Below are 15,248 nucleotides of genomic sequence, written 5' to 3'. Positions count from 1 at the left end.
AAAATGAAAACTTCCATGACTAATACTTTTTCCTTACAAAGTACGATAAAGAGCCAATTTTCCATGGCTTTCATGAACCTTTCACCATTTTGTCACAAAAAAAGACTTCGACCGCTCACTAAAAGTTCCTAAATGCTATTTCACAGAAATATCCTTATTAATGGTATTGACTGAAAAAGGGGTCATTCTCTAGAAAAATCGATAAGTCAACTCCTCGACGTTTCTATCAAAAGACCCCCTTCATCTAAATATTACAATACAGAATCAAGCATATGAATGCAAACCAGCGATAACAAGATTGACGAATATCAAGTTAAACATAATGATGGCAAAACCGATGACGGCAAGCCAAGCTGATTTTTCCCCTTGCCATCCCTTTGACATGCGCAGATGCAAGAAAGCTGCATAAAACAACCAAGTAACCAGTGCCCAGACCTCTTTCGGATCCCAGCCCCAGAATCGTGTCCAGGCCACTTGAGCCCAGATCATTGCAAAAATGAGGGCACCGAGTGTAAAAATCGGAAAACCGATAAGGACCGAACGATAACTAATCTCGTCCAATAAATTCAAATTCACATTTTTAACGATCGGTTTAATCAATGCTGCCACTCTTTTGCGAGCAATCAACCTTATTAAACCATACAAGACGAGCCCCATACCGAATGACCAAAGTACAGTATTCAGTTTCTTGGCATTGATCAATGGAGGCATGTCCACCAGTGGTTCAAATCGATCAGTCTCGATCAGTCTCCCTTCATTGGGACCAACCAATGCCGGTAGGTTGAATTCCTGTTTGACCTCGGCTCCGTTTTTATCGACCCAATCAAAATTCGCCTTATAATCCATCGCAGCAAAAGAAGAAGTGATGATGACGAATCCGATGGTGCAGACTAATGTGAACATGATGCCTTCAAGCCAGAACGTTCTTTTGCTTGATTGTGTCTGATCGACGAATTTGATTAAATAAATGATGGCAGTAACGAAACTTATGGCTAGGATCGACTGTCCTGCCGCTGCAGTCGTAACATGAATATGAAGCCAATCGCTCTGCAAAGCAGGAATGAGTGGCGAAATTTCTGTAGGGAACATACTTGCATAAGCGATTATCAATAACGCAATCGGTAAAGCGAATAGCCCAAGGGCAGGTGTTTTATAAAGAAAATAAATTAATATGAAAGCACCGACCAGCATCATTCCGAAAAAGGTCGTAAATTCAAATAGGTTACTTACCGGGGCATGGCCGGCAGCAATCCATCTTGTGATGAAATACCCAATTTGCGCCGCGAAACCGAGAATGGTGATGAAAATGCCCAGTTTAGCCCATTTGTTTTGTTTCTTTTCCTCCGCTCCGCGTTTATCCTTGATCGATCCCCCAAATAAAAAGGTAGCGACAAGATATAATAAGAAAGCTGCATATAAAAAGTTACTGCTTAATTCAGCCATTTAAAACTTCCCCCTTACTAGAAGATTTCTCATCTTCAAGTTGATCCATCGGTTCGGAAAGTGATGTTGATTCTATCGATTGTTTTATATCTCTTTTAATCCCGTGCCAGTTTTTGTTTGTATGGCCGGCCATCAATATCTCATCATCTTTCCTCTTAATCCATATACGCCGGTGATTCCAATAAGACCCTTGGACAACTCCGATCATGAAAATGATTCCACCCGTGAATAGGATCCAAAGCGTTAAATCCTTCCTGACGGTCAAAGCCGTGACATCTTGGGTCTCCACACCATTAAAAGCCATTTTATAAGTGTTTTCCCCTAAAGGCTCCACAGTCTCCTTAATCGCTACGAAACTGACCTCACCCTCTGGCTTATCCGGAGTATGCATTTTAAAGATAAATGCCGGATTATTCGGAATCTTCGATATCGTTCTAGGTTCACCTTTTTCATCGAACTCGAAATCGGGGAAGTAACTGATCAAGTCAACGGAATATCCTTCTTTCAACTCGTATTTCTTTTGTGGATTGTTCAAATCAACCTTTAAGCTTCCATATTTCTCTTCGGTTTTTTTATTTATCAAATTAAAAGCCATCGTACTGAGCTCATCCAGTTTATAGTCTACTTGGTAGAGGGCATAATGATCATGTTTCAGAGGTTCATTGACTTTGATTTTATAATCTTTAATCTTATCAAGGTCCACTTTTTCCCCTGGTAAGGCATCTCCCTTGCTCTCATACAATGTAACATCGGATTGATAGGTTTTTGCGATCGTACCGGTTTTATCAATTGCAGCACTGTACTGCTCATCTTCTTCATTCTCTTTGTCATACACCTCTAAGGTAAATTCATTATTCTGGAGGTAATATTGACCATTTGTACCCGGGATTTCTTTTCTCTCGCCTTCACGCAGCCAAAGCACTTTGTCGATATACATCCCAGGGACGGAACGCAATAATGCTCCAATTAAGAAAATGATAAGTCCGATATGATTAACATATGGTCCCCAACGTGAAAAACGACCCTTTTCGGCAAGTATATGACCGTTTTCCTCCCGTATATGATAACGCTGCCTTTTTAGTCTATCCTTTACTTCTTCAAGGTTTATATCTTGGTCTTCAAGCTTTGTCACCCCATAAATCCGCTGACGTTTCATGAAACCGTCATGACGTGTGACCCCTTGTTTTTTTAACGATCGATATAATGGAAAGAACCGATCGATACTGGCAATCAATAGTGATATGCCCAGCATGCCTATGATAATCAAATACCACCATGAACTATACAAGTTATGAAATCCAAGTTCATAATACACTCTTCCGAACCAGCCGTATTCCAGTTCATAATGCTCTGCAGGCGTAGCTGTCGAAGGGATGTACATTTCCTGAGGTAAAATCGTCCCGATAGCTGAAGCGATCAATGCAATGACAATGAGCGTCACCCCTACCTTAACGGAAGAAAAGAAGTTCCATATTTTATCGATGATCGTTTTTTTATATGTTTGTGAACGCCTGGCACTTCCTTCATATCTCATATCAATAAGCTTGTTTTCTCTTTCGTTACCAAGCACCATCCCGCATTTCCCACAAATCTTTGTGCCAAACGGATTTATATGACCACAATCGCATTTTACTTCTTTCATGTCAAAAACTCCCCAATATTATGGTTTAATTCTCTCCATATGCTTTTGGATGCTCTCTTCTGTCAAAGCTCCGGTGATGATATCTATCACTTTCCCCTCTTTATCGACCAAAAAGGTGACAGGCAAAATATCCACGCGATAAGCATTTTCCACTTCCCTACCTTTATCGATCATGACAGGAAAGGTCAGATCATGCTTTGTAATGAAATTATTGACAGCATAGTCAGATTCCCCGACATTAACCGCCAATATTTCAACGCCCTGCCCTTTAAAGTTTTTATATTGATTGTCCATATAAGGCATTTCGTATTCACACGGCTTGCAATATGTACCCCAAAAGTTCAGGAAGACGCCTTTTCCCTTGTAATCGGAAAGTTTATGCTCTTTGCCTTCCATATCAGTCAAGACGAAATTGGGTGCATCGGATCCTTTTCTCAGGCTTTCATTCTTATCTTTAGTGAAGTTCGTATAAAGGGCAAACACTAAAGCTGCACCTAAAAGCAGGAGAATGATGGTTCTGCTAATTAGGCGTCGCTTCTTTTTATCCATAGAGATCCTCCTAAGGCCACACTAAATTTAACCATACCATTATACCATTTAACGCCATGTCCTTTTTATTTACATTTCTGAAGGTTTTGTGACATTATTTCCTGATTCATGAAGGAAAAGGTATTTATAGGTTGTTTCCACCACCCGTTCTTCCAGGGCAAGAATGGGGCAGTGGTTTCAACCTATTAATACAGGAAAAATTCTTTCTTACATTCTCCGCTGTTTAGGTTCGGTCGTTGCTAAAGTCCGCATTAATTTAACTTCATGTGGAGTCAGCTCCCGGGAATCTCCTGCAGTTAAACCGTCCAAGGTCAAGAAACCATATTGTTCCCTCTTCAATTTAATAACGGGATGGCCAATTGCTTCGAACATCCGGCGGACTTGCCTGTTCCTGCCTTCATGTATTGTGATTTCAACTATCGCCGTTTCCTTTTTCTTGTCGGTAGACAATACCCTTGTCTTGGCTGGTGCAGTCTTGCCATCCTCCAACTTGATACCTTTATCCAACTTTTTCAAGCTTTCACGCAAAGGCATCCCTTTCACTTTTGCCACATACACTTTATCCACTTCATGCTTCGGATGCATTAACGTGTTTGCAAATTCCCCGTCATTGGTTAAAATCAATAAGCCCGAAGTATCGTAATCCAAGCGGCCAACTGGATAAATCCGTTCATTGATGTAAGGGAAAAAGTCAGTTACTACTTTTCTATTCTTATCATCAGAAACTGCCGAAATTACACCGCGCGGTTTATAGAATAGGAAATAAACCGGGGCTTCTTTTTCTAGCGGGACTTCATTAACCTCAACTTTATCATTAGGTCCAACTTTCACACCTAATTCCTTCACTACTTTGCCGTTCACTTTTACCTTACCTTCTAAAATCAACTCTTCTGCTTTACGGCGGGAAGCCAGTCCAGCATGTGCTATCACCTTTTGTAATCGTTCCATCTATCTTCACCCCATAGTATAATCATTCGTTTGTTATTGTCTATACATACACAATCATACAATTATTACATATTGAGAGGCAAAAACAAAAGGTTTTTCGCGAATAAGAGCTTTTCTTTTATTATTATTACACCAATAATGGGACGGTTAAATGGGTTGGTTTCCATAATGAGTGTAACATAGCTTATTTTTCCATACAAAAAAATGTTTCTTTTGGATGAAAGTTCGATTCCGTTTAAAAATGGAGAGCTTAACATAGCCGAGTGTTTAAGAAAAAAGACAAAAAAAAGAAATGGAAGCGCCCATTTCCCTAGCCCTTAATTCATACCGAAAACCAATGTGACGACGATGACGGCAGCTATGATACCGATCAAGTCTGCCAAAAGACCGACCTTTAGGGCATCACCCATTTTTTTGATCCCGACAGCTCCAAAATAAACGGTCAATACATAGAATGTGGTATCTGTACTTCCCTGAATCGTGGCAGCCAAGCGCCCAATAAAGGAATCCGGTCCATAAACAGATATCAGGTCGCTGGTTATTCCTAAAGCGGCTGTTCCGGATATTGGTCTAATAATCGCAAGGGGTAAAACCTCAGACGGAAAATGAAGAAGGGAAAGCAAGGGGTGCAGTGATTGTACAATGAAATCCAAGGCCCCTGATGCCCTAAATACTGAAATCGCCACTAGCATCCCTACCAGGAAAGGGATGAGGGAAAAAGACATGCTGATTCCTTCTTTCCCCCCCTCAACGAAGGTCTCATAAGTGGGAACTCTTTTCAATGTGCCGTACAGTAATATACAGAGGATCAAAATCGGTATCATCCAAATTGAAATGGTGGTCATCCAGTGCAACATCCTATTCCCTCCCGCTCCTCTTTCTCTTGTAATAAAAATACCGATCTATCGCGATTCCTCCAACTGCAGAAATGGCCGTTGCTATTATGGTCGGAAAAACGATGTCCGTAGGGGAGTGGGCATCGTAATTCATGCGGATAGCAATGACAGTAGTTGGAATCAACGTTACGCTTGAGGTATTGATGGCTAAAAAAGTGACCATCGAGCGGCTGACCGTTGCTTTTCCCCCATTTAGTTTCTTTAGCTGTTCCATGGCTTTAATACCAAGAGGCGTAGCTGCATTCCCCAATCCGAATGTGTTTGCCATCATATTGGAAAGTATATATCCCATTGCTGGATGATTAGGAGGCACTTCAGGGAATAGCCACCTCATGAACGGCTTGAACAAATTGGATAGTTTATCTAACAGTCCCGATTCCTCCGCTATTTTCATCAAACCCAGCCAAAAGACAAGTATGCTCATCAGTCCCAGGCAAAGGGTGACCGCTTCCTTTGCGCTGACAAATAGAGCTTCATTCACCTGATCCATCGTCCCATTAATCATGCCAAAGACAATACCGATCACAAACATCCCGACCCAAATGTAATTAACCATTGCGTCCGATTCCCAATACCGCTTCAAATACCTCAGCCCATGAAGATTGGAATGATTGTTGCTTGAAGCTTTCTTTTGATTCCCCATAAAAAATCGAACGACTTCCTATTTTCTTTCCATCGAGATAGATGGATGCCCTGCCGACCACTGCCGGGATTTTCCTTTTATCCTTCCAAGCCCTCTGTGGCTTCAACAACTTCATTTTCACATTGACCAACTTTCTCTCTTCTTTTGTCAGCGGGTACGAAAAATCATTTTTAATGTAGACATGCCCTTTATATGTTTTATTTTCCATATTCTTTACCATGCCTTCAGGTAAAATTTCTGTTGGCGTATAATCCTTAAATGCAGATTCGTACATTTGAATATGATCATTCCAATCATCCGGACCATTCAATGTCACAGCGATCAGGTCATGCCCGTTTTTTGTTGCGGTCGTGACCAAGGTACGTTTTGCTAGTTTGGTATACCCTGTTTTCCCCCCTGTGCAATATTCGTACAATTGTGTAAGTAGGCGGTTTTTGTTCTTCCATACATAATCCCATTGTTCTGTGGAATTAGGTGCCCTGTGTTCCTTAGTGCCGGCAATCTTAACATATGTTTCATTTTGCATGGCATAACGAGTGAGTATGGCCATATCATATGCGGTTGAATAATGGTTCTTCGTATTATCCAAACCATGTGGATTAGAAAAATGGGTATTTTTCATCCCGATTTCTTCCGCCTTTTGATTCATCATCCACACGAACCCATCCAGGCTTCCACCAACCTTTTCGCTGATTGCGACTGCTGCATCATTACCTGAACGAAGCATCAAGCCGTAAACCAAATCTTCGAGCTTAATTCTTTCTCCTTCTTTTAAATATAGTGACGAGCCCTCCGTCCCGAAGGCATTGCTGCTCACCTTCACTGTTTCATCCATTAGTCCCGATTCAATAGCCAAGATAGCCGTCATTATTTTCGTAATGCTTGCTATGCGGTTCTTTTCATGAGCATTCACTTCATATATGACCCTACCGCTATCCTCATCCATTAAAATCGCACTATGGGCACTTACAGATACATTTGCACTGACGCTTTGTACGGGTGCCATAAAAGACAACAGGAGAATGACGATACACAAACTTGATAACCCTTTATATGGAAAACGCATGAGTGCCCCCTCGTCTCTTTAGTTGTTTTTGTACAAGTTTATGCAAATGGACAAGGGTTATGAATAAAAGAATGTAAACCTTCATGATATCTATTGATTTTCAACATAAAAAAATCGATAGGGGCCCCCTATCGATTTAGTGTTCTATCATACTAATAATGCAGCGATTTCATCAATTTTCTTAGCTCCGAATACCACTTCTTCGTCATTGATGATCATGGCCGGCACGCTCATGACTTTATATTTCTTCTTGATTTCCTGGAAATTGTTTATATCGACCATTTCAGCTTCAACGTTAGGGTTTTCAATCGCAATGCGCTGTGCACCCACTACAACGTCTGGACAGTAGTGACATGCCAATGAAACCATAACCTTAATGTTCGCTTTTTTACTGATTCCCTTAATTGAATTCAATACGACCGAATCCAATGCTTGACCAGGTCCGGCCAGGTTATAGATAGCCAAAATGAAGGAATTCAACTCATGGCCGCCTGGTACACCGTGGTACTTGACGCCACTGTATTCACCATTCGAATTTAAGAGGGAAACGACAGGGAATTTATCTGCATTGATTTTTTCTTCAATTTCCGGACTTTCCCCCTTGTTGTATAATTCAAGATGCAGCTTGTCTCCTAATTCCGCAACATCCAACAAGAAGTCTCGCAATTCGACTGATTTTGGCAAACTTTCATCGACGATGGACACCAATGTTACTTCGCTCTCCATCTTGCCGAAGATTCCCTTCAATTGACCGCGTAACGCATCACTTAATAAAGCGCTCTTGCCTGCCGGGACAGCGGCCTGTTCTTTTTTCGCCGGTTTTTCAACTTCAGGTTCATCCTTGATTCCTAGGCGATCTTTTTCTTCTTCAATATATTTACCGGCATCCGTTGCTGCAATCGCTCCATCAGATACAGCTGTGATGATCTGACGCAAGGATTTTGGCCTTAGGTCGCCCGCTGCGTAGATACCTTTCACATTTGTCTTCATATCATCATCGGTTAAAATGTAACCAGCATGATCCATTTCGATATGGCCCTTGAAAATTTCCGTTTTCGGCTCATATCCTATGAAAACGAAAACTCCAAACGTACTGTCTTCTTCCTTCGCCTTATATTCAAATTCTTCTTTAGTCGCATTATTGATGAAACGGGCACTTTGAATCATCCCGTCTCCATATACCCCAAGGATCTCCGTATTGAATTTCACTTCAATCTTATCATTTGCCATCACTTTATCCACAATGGACGGGGCACACGAGAAGCTTGATTCCCGGGCGATGATTGTAACTTTTGTAGCAAAGCGTGTCAGGAATATAGCTTCTTCAGCGGCTGCATATCCTGCCCCGATAACGAAAACTTCCAACCCTTCAAAGAATTCACCATCACATGTTGAACAATATGCTACACCGCGGCCAGTAAATTCCTCTTCACCTGGAAATCCTAGTGTTCTTGGAGAAGCACCCGTTGCAATGATGACGGCGCGGGCATGGTAGTCCCCGCCAAGGGTTTTAACGACTTTCACCTCACCGGAGAAATCCACGCCAGTTACATCAGCTTTGGCGAATTCCACACCAAAATCTTCGTTTTGTAGCTTCATTTCTTCAACTAACCTAGGGCCCGATATATGACGGATACCAGGATAATTGGCTATTTCCGATGTAGTTGCAGCTTGTCCGCCGCCTGTTCCTTTTTCAAGAATTATTGTTTTTAACTTAGCTCTTCCTGCATAAACGCCCGCTGAGAGGCCTGCCGGTCCGCCACCAATAATTAATAAATCATATATTTTTTTCATCTTTTGTGCTCCTTGCTGAATGATAATACGTGCTAAACTGATTATTTTGAAAAACAAAAGGCACTTATTTTAGGTAAGTGCCTTTTGTCGTAAGATCTTGTAGGACGAGTTGTCCCAGTAATCGTAATCAATGCTGGGTATGTCCATTACTTGCAGTAATGGACCATCCCATTAAAAATTAAAGTTTACCTACAAGGTCTAGGCTTGGTTCAAGAGTGGCTTCACCTGGAGTCCATTTTGCAGGGCAAACTTTATCTCCATGTTCCGCTACGAATTGTGCAGCTTGAACTTTTCTTACAAGTTCTTCAGCATTACGGCCAATTCCTAGGTCATTAATTTCGTATGCTTTAATTTGTCCTTCCGGATTTACGATGAAAGTTCCACGTAGAGCCAATCCATCTTCTTCAATCAATACACCGAATTGACGGGATAAAACGTTTGCTGGGTCAGCTAACATTGGATATTGGATTTTACCGATTGTATCAGTTGCATCAGCCCATCCTTTGTGGCTGAAATGAGTATCTGTTGAAACTGAGTAAACTTCACAACCAATTTCCTTGAATGTTTCATAGTTATCTTGAAGATCAGCTAATTCAGTTGGACATACGAAAGAGAAGTCAGCTGGGTAGAAAAAGAATACTGCCCATTTTCCTTTAACATCTTCAAGTGTAACTTCTTTGAATTCTCCTGCATGGTAAGCTTGTACTTTAAAATCTTCAACTTGTTTATTGATCAATGACATAATAAATTCCTCCAATAGCTATTTTTTTTATCTGCTCCTGTTTATAATAATTATTAAATAGAAACTAGTCAATAAATATACCTTAATAATTTTTAAGTTCACAAATTGGTCACAGATTTTATATTGATATAAATTAATTATTTTTAAAAACCCATAGTACTTCAAAGTAGCATATTTAACACATTTCCAATGTTATTTCAAGGATTTAAATAAGACATATGCTCATTATTCCGTAAGATGATATCCTCTCCTTTTCAATCTAATTATAATATCCAAATGAGAATCATAAGTCGCTTCCAAATAAAATTTGCAGCTCCCCCTTCATATACTTCCCATATTTTCCCTAAAAAATTCTTGGTACAAAATTTAGGCAAAAAAAAACGAACCCTCACGGCCCGTATATTTGTAATTGGTTCTCTAAAGACTATCCTATATTTTATCAGTTATTGCTTTTTCCAAATAAGCTTTTTCGCTTCGGTGAACCTTACAGCTGTTTTCGGCCAGTTTACAATGTCCCACCATTTGTCCACATAGGCTGCCCGATTATTTTTATATTGCAGGTAATAAGCATGCTCCCATACATCAAGAACAAGGATTGGGATCGTATCCCACTGGGTCAAAACCATATGCAATTCCGATTGAAGTATTTCTAGGCGCCGCGCACGCGGAACCCAGACTAAAATCGCCCAGCCAACACCTTCTACTTGTTTGGCAGCTTCACTAAAATGGCTTTTAAAAGCTGCAAAGCTTCCAAAATCCGTCTCAATCTGTTTGAGTAAATCCCCCCTTGGCTGTCCGCCCCCTCCCGGAATCATCTCTTCCCAGAACAGTGTATGGAGATAATGGCCTGACCCATGAAAGGCCGCTTCCTTTTCCCAATGTTTCAACAGGGAAAAATCTTTCGTTTCCCTCGCTTTTTTCATCATTAATTCCGCTTTATTCAGACCATCGACATATGCTTGATGATGCTTATCATGATGCAGATACATGATTTCCCTTGAAATCGTCGGTTCCAACGCATCATAGGCATAAGGTAACGGCGGTAGCGTATGATTCCCAATTGGCACTGATTGCCTATCCTGTATACTGAATGCTCTAGCGAGTTCTTCAATTTCCTCGTAGACCCGAGCCATCTCTTCTTCAATCAGGACCATATCCTCATAATCCATTTCTTCCTCGTCCATATCTTTTGTCAACTGGGAAAGCCGTTCAATATTTGACAGCAATGGCGAATCGGTGATATCGATCTTCTCAAGATATTCCATCACCCCATCAACCCAATCACTTACCTCTTTAGCATAATCTCTTTCATCAGACATCTTGCAACCTCCCCTTAACCTTTATGCACATAAATCATCAAAGTATTTTATGTTTTGATTAAGCGGAGATTCCATTTATAGCTAAAAAAACAGCTAGGCTTCTTAAGCCTAGCTGTTTCATTATCTTGACTGTAACATTTTCGTCCGGTAATCCGTTTCATAAAACTCCAATTCTTCACGCATGGTCTGGAATCCACTTTCCACGGCCTTCAGAATGGATATTATGCTGTCGGGTACACTTTGGTGAAATTTAATCGAGTTTTTTCCTGTATAGGCAGATCTGCTGTCCTCAAACCACCGATCAGATTTTGGGGAAAAGTATTCTTCGATACATTGATGATAAACTCTATAAAGCGTCTTTTCAGCTGCAGCTTTATTGAAAACATCATTTTTCAGAACGATTTGGCAAGCCTCCAAGCCCTCTTCACAACTTACAAGCATTCTTCTTAAACTAGAAAGGATTCCTTTATAATAGGTTTCATCCCCGCTTTTTTCCTCTTGCAGCTTAGAATAGGTCGTCTCATTTAGAAATTCCTCTAGTTGAGCCACTGTCGTTTCTAAAAATCCTTTTACATCCTCAAGCTGAGATTTTACCAATGTATTCCCCAACCGTGAACCCTCCTCAAAATGATTAAGATTGAATATAATAGTCAACATGTGACTCTATATCATATGGTTTAGCTTGGTCAATAGATATAAACACTTTCTCCAATTTTTCAAAATCTATATTTTCGAAATAACCAGCCATCTCTTTTTCTGCATTTATATAAATACGTTTTCGGTTAACCAGGCCTGGGTCTTTGAGTAGACAGACCATTGCAATGATATCGGCCATATAAATATCTCTGTTAGGGCTTTTGAATATAGGATTGGCAGGATATGGGGTCCAACGGGTGACCATCTCATCAAAATAACGAAGATACAGTACATTCAGTGTCTTTTCTTCTCCATCCTTTATGTATTGTATAACGGATCGATTAAAGAAGTCTTCAGGTGAATTTGACTTTTCCTTTTCAAGCCCAAATCCATTGCATGCTACAATTCGCACCTGCCATCCCCCCGTATTCATTTTTTTCTATATTATCACAATTTATTGAAAAATGTTATTCGATTGTTTGCTGAAATTTTTCAAAAAACAGATCGGCTTCACCATTTTCAAAGCTATCATCCGAGTTATCTGCGAGAGGCGGTAATTCATCGATGGAATTCAGGCCGAAGTAATCCAAAAACTCTTTTGTTGTCCCATATAAATAAGCCCGGCCCGAGCCTTCAGCACGTCCGACCTCTTTTATTAAGACTTTTGTGACAAGTGTATGAATGGGGCGTTCCGTTTTCACTCCGCGTATTTCATCAATTTCAGCTCTTGTAATCGGCTGCTTATAGGCAATGATTGCGAGTGTTTCCAAAGCCGCCTGGGACAATCCTTGAGTGCTTGATGTTTCCACCAGCCTTTTCAAGTAATCCGAGTGCTCTTTCTTTGTCGTCATTTGATAAACACCCGCTATTTCGATCACCTGAATCCCGCGTACATCCGATATATATTCTTCCTTTAAACTTTCAACGATGTCCGTTGCTTGATATTCCGTAATTTCCAGGACAGAGGCAATTTGTTTGACGGATAGCCCTTCATCTCCGGCAGCAAACAATAATGCCTCAAGAATCCCTTTCCAATTAATAACTTCCAACTGGTTCTACACCTTCCTTAGCAGCAATCATGATATCCGAAAAATTATCTTCCTGTTCAACGATGACTTCATTTAATTTCATCAGTTCCAGCACCGCCATAAACGTGATGACGATATGCTCTTTAACCGGGATCGAGAACAGTTCAAAAAAACTTTTCTTTCCTTTAATCGATTGTAGCTCAATCATGATTTCATCCATTCTTTTCTCTATCGATATCTCTTGTTTCGTTACCTTCGTGTAAAGCGGCTTTTGAATTTTTTGCCTTCGCAGCAGTTTTTGAAGAGCCCCCAACATATCGTATAGACTTATATTCAACTCTTGCTTATCATTTTGCGCTTCTTTTACATAAACTGATAAATCACTTGGGGGTTTGGTGAAAATCAAGCTTCTTTCTTCTTCCATCCCTTTAAATTCTTGGGCTGCATTTTTATACTTTTTATATTCTAATAGTTTTTCCACAAGCTCATCCCGTGGATCTTCCTCAAATATTTCGCCATCTTCATCCATCATTAGTTCATCTTCATGCTTTGGAAGCAACGTTTTACTCTTGATGGCAAGCAGCGTTGCAGCCATCACCAAATATTCGCTGGCGACATCCAATTCAAGATGCTGCATCGTATGGATGTAACTTAGGTATTGATCTGTAATATCAGCCATCGGAATATCGTAGATGTCTATTTCCAGGCGATTAATCAAGTGCAGAAGTAAATCCATCGGTCCTTCGAAAGCGTCAATTTTTATATTATAACCCATTAAATTACCTCATTTAAATCTAATTGGCCGATATAGACCTATTTCTTTTACTAATCAAGTATAGTGGATTGCCGCCCTTTATCCAAATAATAATTTACTGACCTTAGAAAAGTTTTTATTTGGGATTACCGTCAAATGGGTCGTTGCCCAATCACATTCCGAAATCCAACATAACCTAGAAATGTAAGAATAGCAGAACAAAGGAGGTACTCATTATGGGTTCAGGTGGTTTTGGAAGCGGCGGCGGATTCGCGTTTATTGTAGTATTGTTCATTTTATTAGTTATCGTCGGTGCTTCTTGGTGTTAAATGAAGATTGTTGAATCAAGCTGATTGCCTTGCAATCGGCTTTCTTTATTTTCCAAGAAAAAATTCTATGCTAAACTTAGTGAGTATACATAGCGGGTGTTAAGCTATAAGAAATGGCTTTTTGCCTACTTTAGATGATTCCATCAAACAAAAGGGGTGCTCCTATTGAATTACGCGGAAGACTACCTTTCTTTCCTTGTCCATTTCCATGGTCCAAGGGATTACTTCGAATGTCATGAAATACTTGAAGAATATTGGAAGGAAACCGCACCAAAAGACCGTGACTCTCATTGGGTCGGGCTCATTCAAATTGCGGTTGCCCTGTATCATGATCGCAGGGGAAATAAAAAAGGGGCTGAAAGGACCCTGTCTAAAGCCCTGGCAAATCTCCGCCTTAAAAAGGCTGAGCTCCTAAAGTTGGGACTCGATACAGAACGACTGTTCAAATTGCTCGAGGACACCCATGAGCGAATGTTATCACAAAAGCCATATAAAAGCATTAATCTGCCGATAGCCGATCAAAGCTTGATCGAAAAATGCCAGTCCATCTGTTTGCATGAAGGCTACATATGGGGTACAGCTAGCGACTTGGCTAATTCATCAATAGTTGATAAGCATCTAATGCGTGACCGTTCGGATGTCATTTCAGAAAGGGCTCGGCAGCTATCTCTTCGAAAAACAAGAATGGAGGACCGCCCTTAAAGGTGGTCCTCCATTCAAGCTTTCATATTCAAAAATCTTCACACCTGTCAAGAAAGCTTTCCGTAAACTCATTTGCTTTTAACTCTTTGTCAGGATATTGCTCCTTGATGGCCCTGACCATCGTTTTACCGATACCTTGCTTCCGGAAGGATGGATTTACGGATATATGTTGTATCTCAATGTGGTTTGGAGAGACTTCTATCCCAATCAAGCCCGTAATCTCTTCATCTTTCCATAAGAACAGCTGTAGATTTTCATCCGTTTCATAATTTTTCATCGTATTCCGAAGCGTTTTTATCTCTTTTTCATTTGGCATGAAAGATAATAATCCCATGGCAAACTTCTCATAACTTTTCTTATACTTAATCAACATAATATCCCTCGTTACTAAATAACGTTTTTATTATCTTCCTGTTTCCAATTAATTTGCTTTGAATAATAATCCTCACATATAACATTTACATCATACATAAAAACTTCGTTCGTTTCAACATCACTTTCAGCACTTGATTTATCGATGTGCTATGTGCTAAGCGATAAACAGCCAATATACGATTCCCCACATCAAAGCGATAATAAGCATCATAAGTAAAAGAGTCTTATTACTTTTCCTCATCCCATACTCCCTTTATGAATGGTCCAAATATTTAAATAACGAATTCATTCTACTATAACTTAACACAATCTGACAAATATCCTTGCAATCTTGCTTCGATTTTACTACATTGGTAAAGTGATCTAGGTTCATAGAGTGCCC

Annotated in this window: 17 protein-coding genes; 2 read left to right on the top strand and 15 right to left on the bottom strand. The window is 40.2% G+C overall.

Annotated elements, in window-relative coordinates:
* Positions 1 to 264: 264 nt before the first annotated feature.
* The 14 genes from ccsB to BW986_RS04750 all read right to left on the bottom strand — a co-directional run bounded on the left by ccsB (position 265) and on the right by BW986_RS04750 (position 13,481).
* A complete protein-coding gene (gene ccsB, locus BW986_RS04815) occupies positions 265 to 1,443 on the bottom strand; it encodes a c-type cytochrome biogenesis protein CcsB (RefSeq protein WP_076365578.1) in 1,179 nt (392 codons plus the stop codon).
* The gene (gene resB / locus BW986_RS04810; protein WP_076365576.1) at positions 1,436 to 3,085 is read right to left on the bottom strand and encodes a cytochrome c biogenesis protein ResB; all 1,650 of its coding nucleotides are present in this window, start codon (positions 3,083 to 3,085) and stop codon (positions 1,436 to 1,438) included. Before resB ends, ccsB begins: the two co-directional genes overlap by 8 nt.
* An 18-nt stretch (positions 3,086 to 3,103) precedes the next feature.
* Complete coding sequence (resA, locus tag BW986_RS04805; RefSeq protein WP_076365574.1) at positions 3,104 to 3,634, bottom strand: thiol-disulfide oxidoreductase ResA; 531 nt, start codon at positions 3,632 to 3,634, stop codon at positions 3,104 to 3,106.
* 207 nt (positions 3,635 to 3,841) lie between these two features.
* The gene (gene rluB / locus BW986_RS04800; RefSeq protein ID WP_034308106.1) at positions 3,842 to 4,582 is read right to left on the bottom strand and encodes a 23S rRNA pseudouridine(2605) synthase RluB; all 741 of its coding nucleotides are present in this window, start codon (positions 4,580 to 4,582) and stop codon (positions 3,842 to 3,844) included.
* Positions 4,583 to 4,899: 317 nt separating this feature from the next.
* Positions 4,900 to 5,427, bottom strand: coding sequence for a spore maturation protein (locus tag BW986_RS04795; protein ID WP_397221699.1), 528 nt, complete (start codon positions 5,425 to 5,427; stop codon positions 4,900 to 4,902).
* A 13-nt stretch (positions 5,428 to 5,440) separates the two neighbouring features.
* On the bottom strand, positions 5,441 to 6,034 hold the full coding sequence (locus BW986_RS04790; protein ID WP_076365572.1) for a nucleoside recognition domain-containing protein: 594 nt from the start codon (positions 6,032 to 6,034) through the stop codon (positions 5,441 to 5,443).
* Positions 6,027 to 7,187, bottom strand: a complete 1,161-nt coding sequence (locus BW986_RS04785; protein ID WP_076365570.1) for a D-alanyl-D-alanine carboxypeptidase family protein — start codon at positions 7,185 to 7,187, stop codon at positions 6,027 to 6,029. Before BW986_RS04785 ends, BW986_RS04790 begins: the two co-directional genes overlap by 8 nt.
* A gap of 147 nt (positions 7,188 to 7,334) precedes the next feature.
* A complete protein-coding gene (locus tag BW986_RS04780) occupies positions 7,335 to 8,981 on the bottom strand; it encodes an FAD-dependent oxidoreductase (RefSeq protein ID WP_076365568.1) in 1,647 nt (548 codons plus the stop codon).
* Positions 8,982 to 9,159: 178 nt separating this feature from the next.
* A complete protein-coding gene (gene ahpC / locus BW986_RS04775; RefSeq protein WP_063233159.1) occupies positions 9,160 to 9,723 on the bottom strand; it encodes an alkyl hydroperoxide reductase subunit C in 564 nt (187 codons plus the stop codon).
* Between the two features lie 443 nt (positions 9,724 to 10,166).
* Complete coding sequence (locus tag BW986_RS04770; protein ID WP_076365566.1) at positions 10,167 to 11,042, bottom strand: superoxide dismutase; 876 nt, start codon at positions 11,040 to 11,042, stop codon at positions 10,167 to 10,169.
* Between the two features lie 120 nt (positions 11,043 to 11,162).
* Positions 11,163 to 11,651, bottom strand: coding sequence for a YpuI family protein (locus tag BW986_RS04765; protein WP_076365564.1), 489 nt, complete (start codon positions 11,649 to 11,651; stop codon positions 11,163 to 11,165).
* 22 nt (positions 11,652 to 11,673) lie between these two features.
* Complete coding sequence (locus BW986_RS04760) at positions 11,674 to 12,090, bottom strand: hypothetical protein (protein ID WP_076365562.1); 417 nt, start codon at positions 12,088 to 12,090, stop codon at positions 11,674 to 11,676.
* Between the two features lie 55 nt (positions 12,091 to 12,145).
* Positions 12,146 to 12,727, bottom strand: coding sequence for an SMC-Scp complex subunit ScpB (gene scpB, locus BW986_RS04755; protein ID WP_076365560.1), 582 nt, complete (start codon positions 12,725 to 12,727; stop codon positions 12,146 to 12,148).
* Complete coding sequence (locus tag BW986_RS04750) at positions 12,714 to 13,481, bottom strand: segregation/condensation protein A (RefSeq protein WP_076365558.1); 768 nt, start codon at positions 13,479 to 13,481, stop codon at positions 12,714 to 12,716. The genes scpB and BW986_RS04750 overlap by 14 nt, the downstream gene beginning before the upstream one ends.
* Positions 13,482 to 13,696: 215 nt before the next feature.
* Here BW986_RS04750 and BW986_RS04745 point away from each other — a divergent pair, with 215 nt between their 5' ends.
* Entirely contained in the window at positions 13,697 to 13,789 is a 93-nt protein-coding gene (locus BW986_RS04745) for a YjcZ family sporulation protein (protein ID WP_076365556.1), read from the top strand.
* 165 nt (positions 13,790 to 13,954) lie between these two features.
* Positions 13,955 to 14,491 carry a DUF309 domain-containing protein gene (locus BW986_RS04740; protein ID WP_076365554.1) on the top strand — a complete coding sequence of 179 codons (537 nt, stop codon included), beginning with the start codon at positions 13,955 to 13,957 and terminating at the stop codon, positions 14,489 to 14,491.
* 28 nt (positions 14,492 to 14,519) lie between these two features.
* On the opposite strand, the gene BW986_RS04735 is transcribed toward BW986_RS04740, so the two are convergent.
* Positions 14,520 to 14,864 carry a GNAT family N-acetyltransferase gene (locus BW986_RS04735; protein ID WP_076365552.1) on the bottom strand — a complete coding sequence of 115 codons (345 nt, stop codon included), beginning with the start codon at positions 14,862 to 14,864 and terminating at the stop codon, positions 14,520 to 14,522.
* Positions 14,865 to 15,248: the final 384 nt, after the last annotated feature.

It is taken from the genome of Peribacillus simplex, from assembly GCF_900156045.1.
In the GTDB taxonomy this organism is placed as follows: Bacteria; Bacillota; Bacilli; order Bacillales; family DSM-1321; genus Peribacillus; species Peribacillus simplex_D.
This window is presented reverse-complemented; position numbering and strand designations above follow the sequence as displayed.

What these genes read in the sequence shown, in the direction of transcription:
- ccsB (WP_076365578.1), bottom strand. Translation starts at nt 1,443, where the DNA reads ATGGCTGAATTAAGCAGTAACTTTTTATATGCAGCTTTCTTATTATAT.
- resB (WP_076365576.1), bottom strand. Translation starts at nt 3,085, where the DNA reads ATGAAAGAAGTAAAATGCGATTGTGGTCATATAAATCCGTTTGGCACA.
- resA (WP_076365574.1), bottom strand. Translation starts at nt 3,634, where the DNA reads ATGGATAAAAAGAAGCGACGCCTAATTAGCAGAACCATCATTCTCCTG.
- rluB (WP_034308106.1), bottom strand. Translation starts at nt 4,582, where the DNA reads ATGGAACGATTACAAAAGGTGATAGCACATGCTGGACTGGCTTCCCGC.
- BW986_RS04795 (WP_397221699.1), bottom strand. Translation starts at nt 5,427, where the DNA reads ATGACCACCATTTCAATTTGGATGATACCGATTTTGATCCTCTGTATA.
- BW986_RS04790 (WP_076365572.1), bottom strand. Translation starts at nt 6,034, where the DNA reads ATGGTTAATTACATTTGGGTCGGGATGTTTGTGATCGGTATTGTCTTT.
- BW986_RS04785 (WP_076365570.1), bottom strand. Translation starts at nt 7,187, where the DNA reads ATGCGTTTTCCATATAAAGGGTTATCAAGTTTGTGTATCGTCATTCTC.
- BW986_RS04780 (WP_076365568.1), bottom strand. Translation starts at nt 8,981, where the DNA reads ATGAAAAAAATATATGATTTATTAATTATTGGTGGCGGACCGGCAGGC.
- ahpC (WP_063233159.1), bottom strand. Translation starts at nt 9,723, where the DNA reads ATGTCATTGATCAATAAACAAGTTGAAGATTTTAAAGTACAAGCTTAC.
- BW986_RS04770 (WP_076365566.1), bottom strand. Translation starts at nt 11,042, where the DNA reads ATGTCTGATGAAAGAGATTATGCTAAAGAGGTAAGTGATTGGGTTGAT.
- BW986_RS04750 (WP_076365558.1), bottom strand. Translation starts at nt 13,481, where the DNA reads ATGGGTTATAATATAAAAATTGACGCTTTCGAAGGACCGATGGATTTA.
- BW986_RS04745 (WP_076365556.1), top strand. Translation starts at nt 13,697, where the DNA reads ATGGGTTCAGGTGGTTTTGGAAGCGGCGGCGGATTCGCGTTTATTGTA.
- BW986_RS04735 (WP_076365552.1), bottom strand. Translation starts at nt 14,864, where the DNA reads ATGTTGATTAAGTATAAGAAAAGTTATGAGAAGTTTGCCATGGGATTA.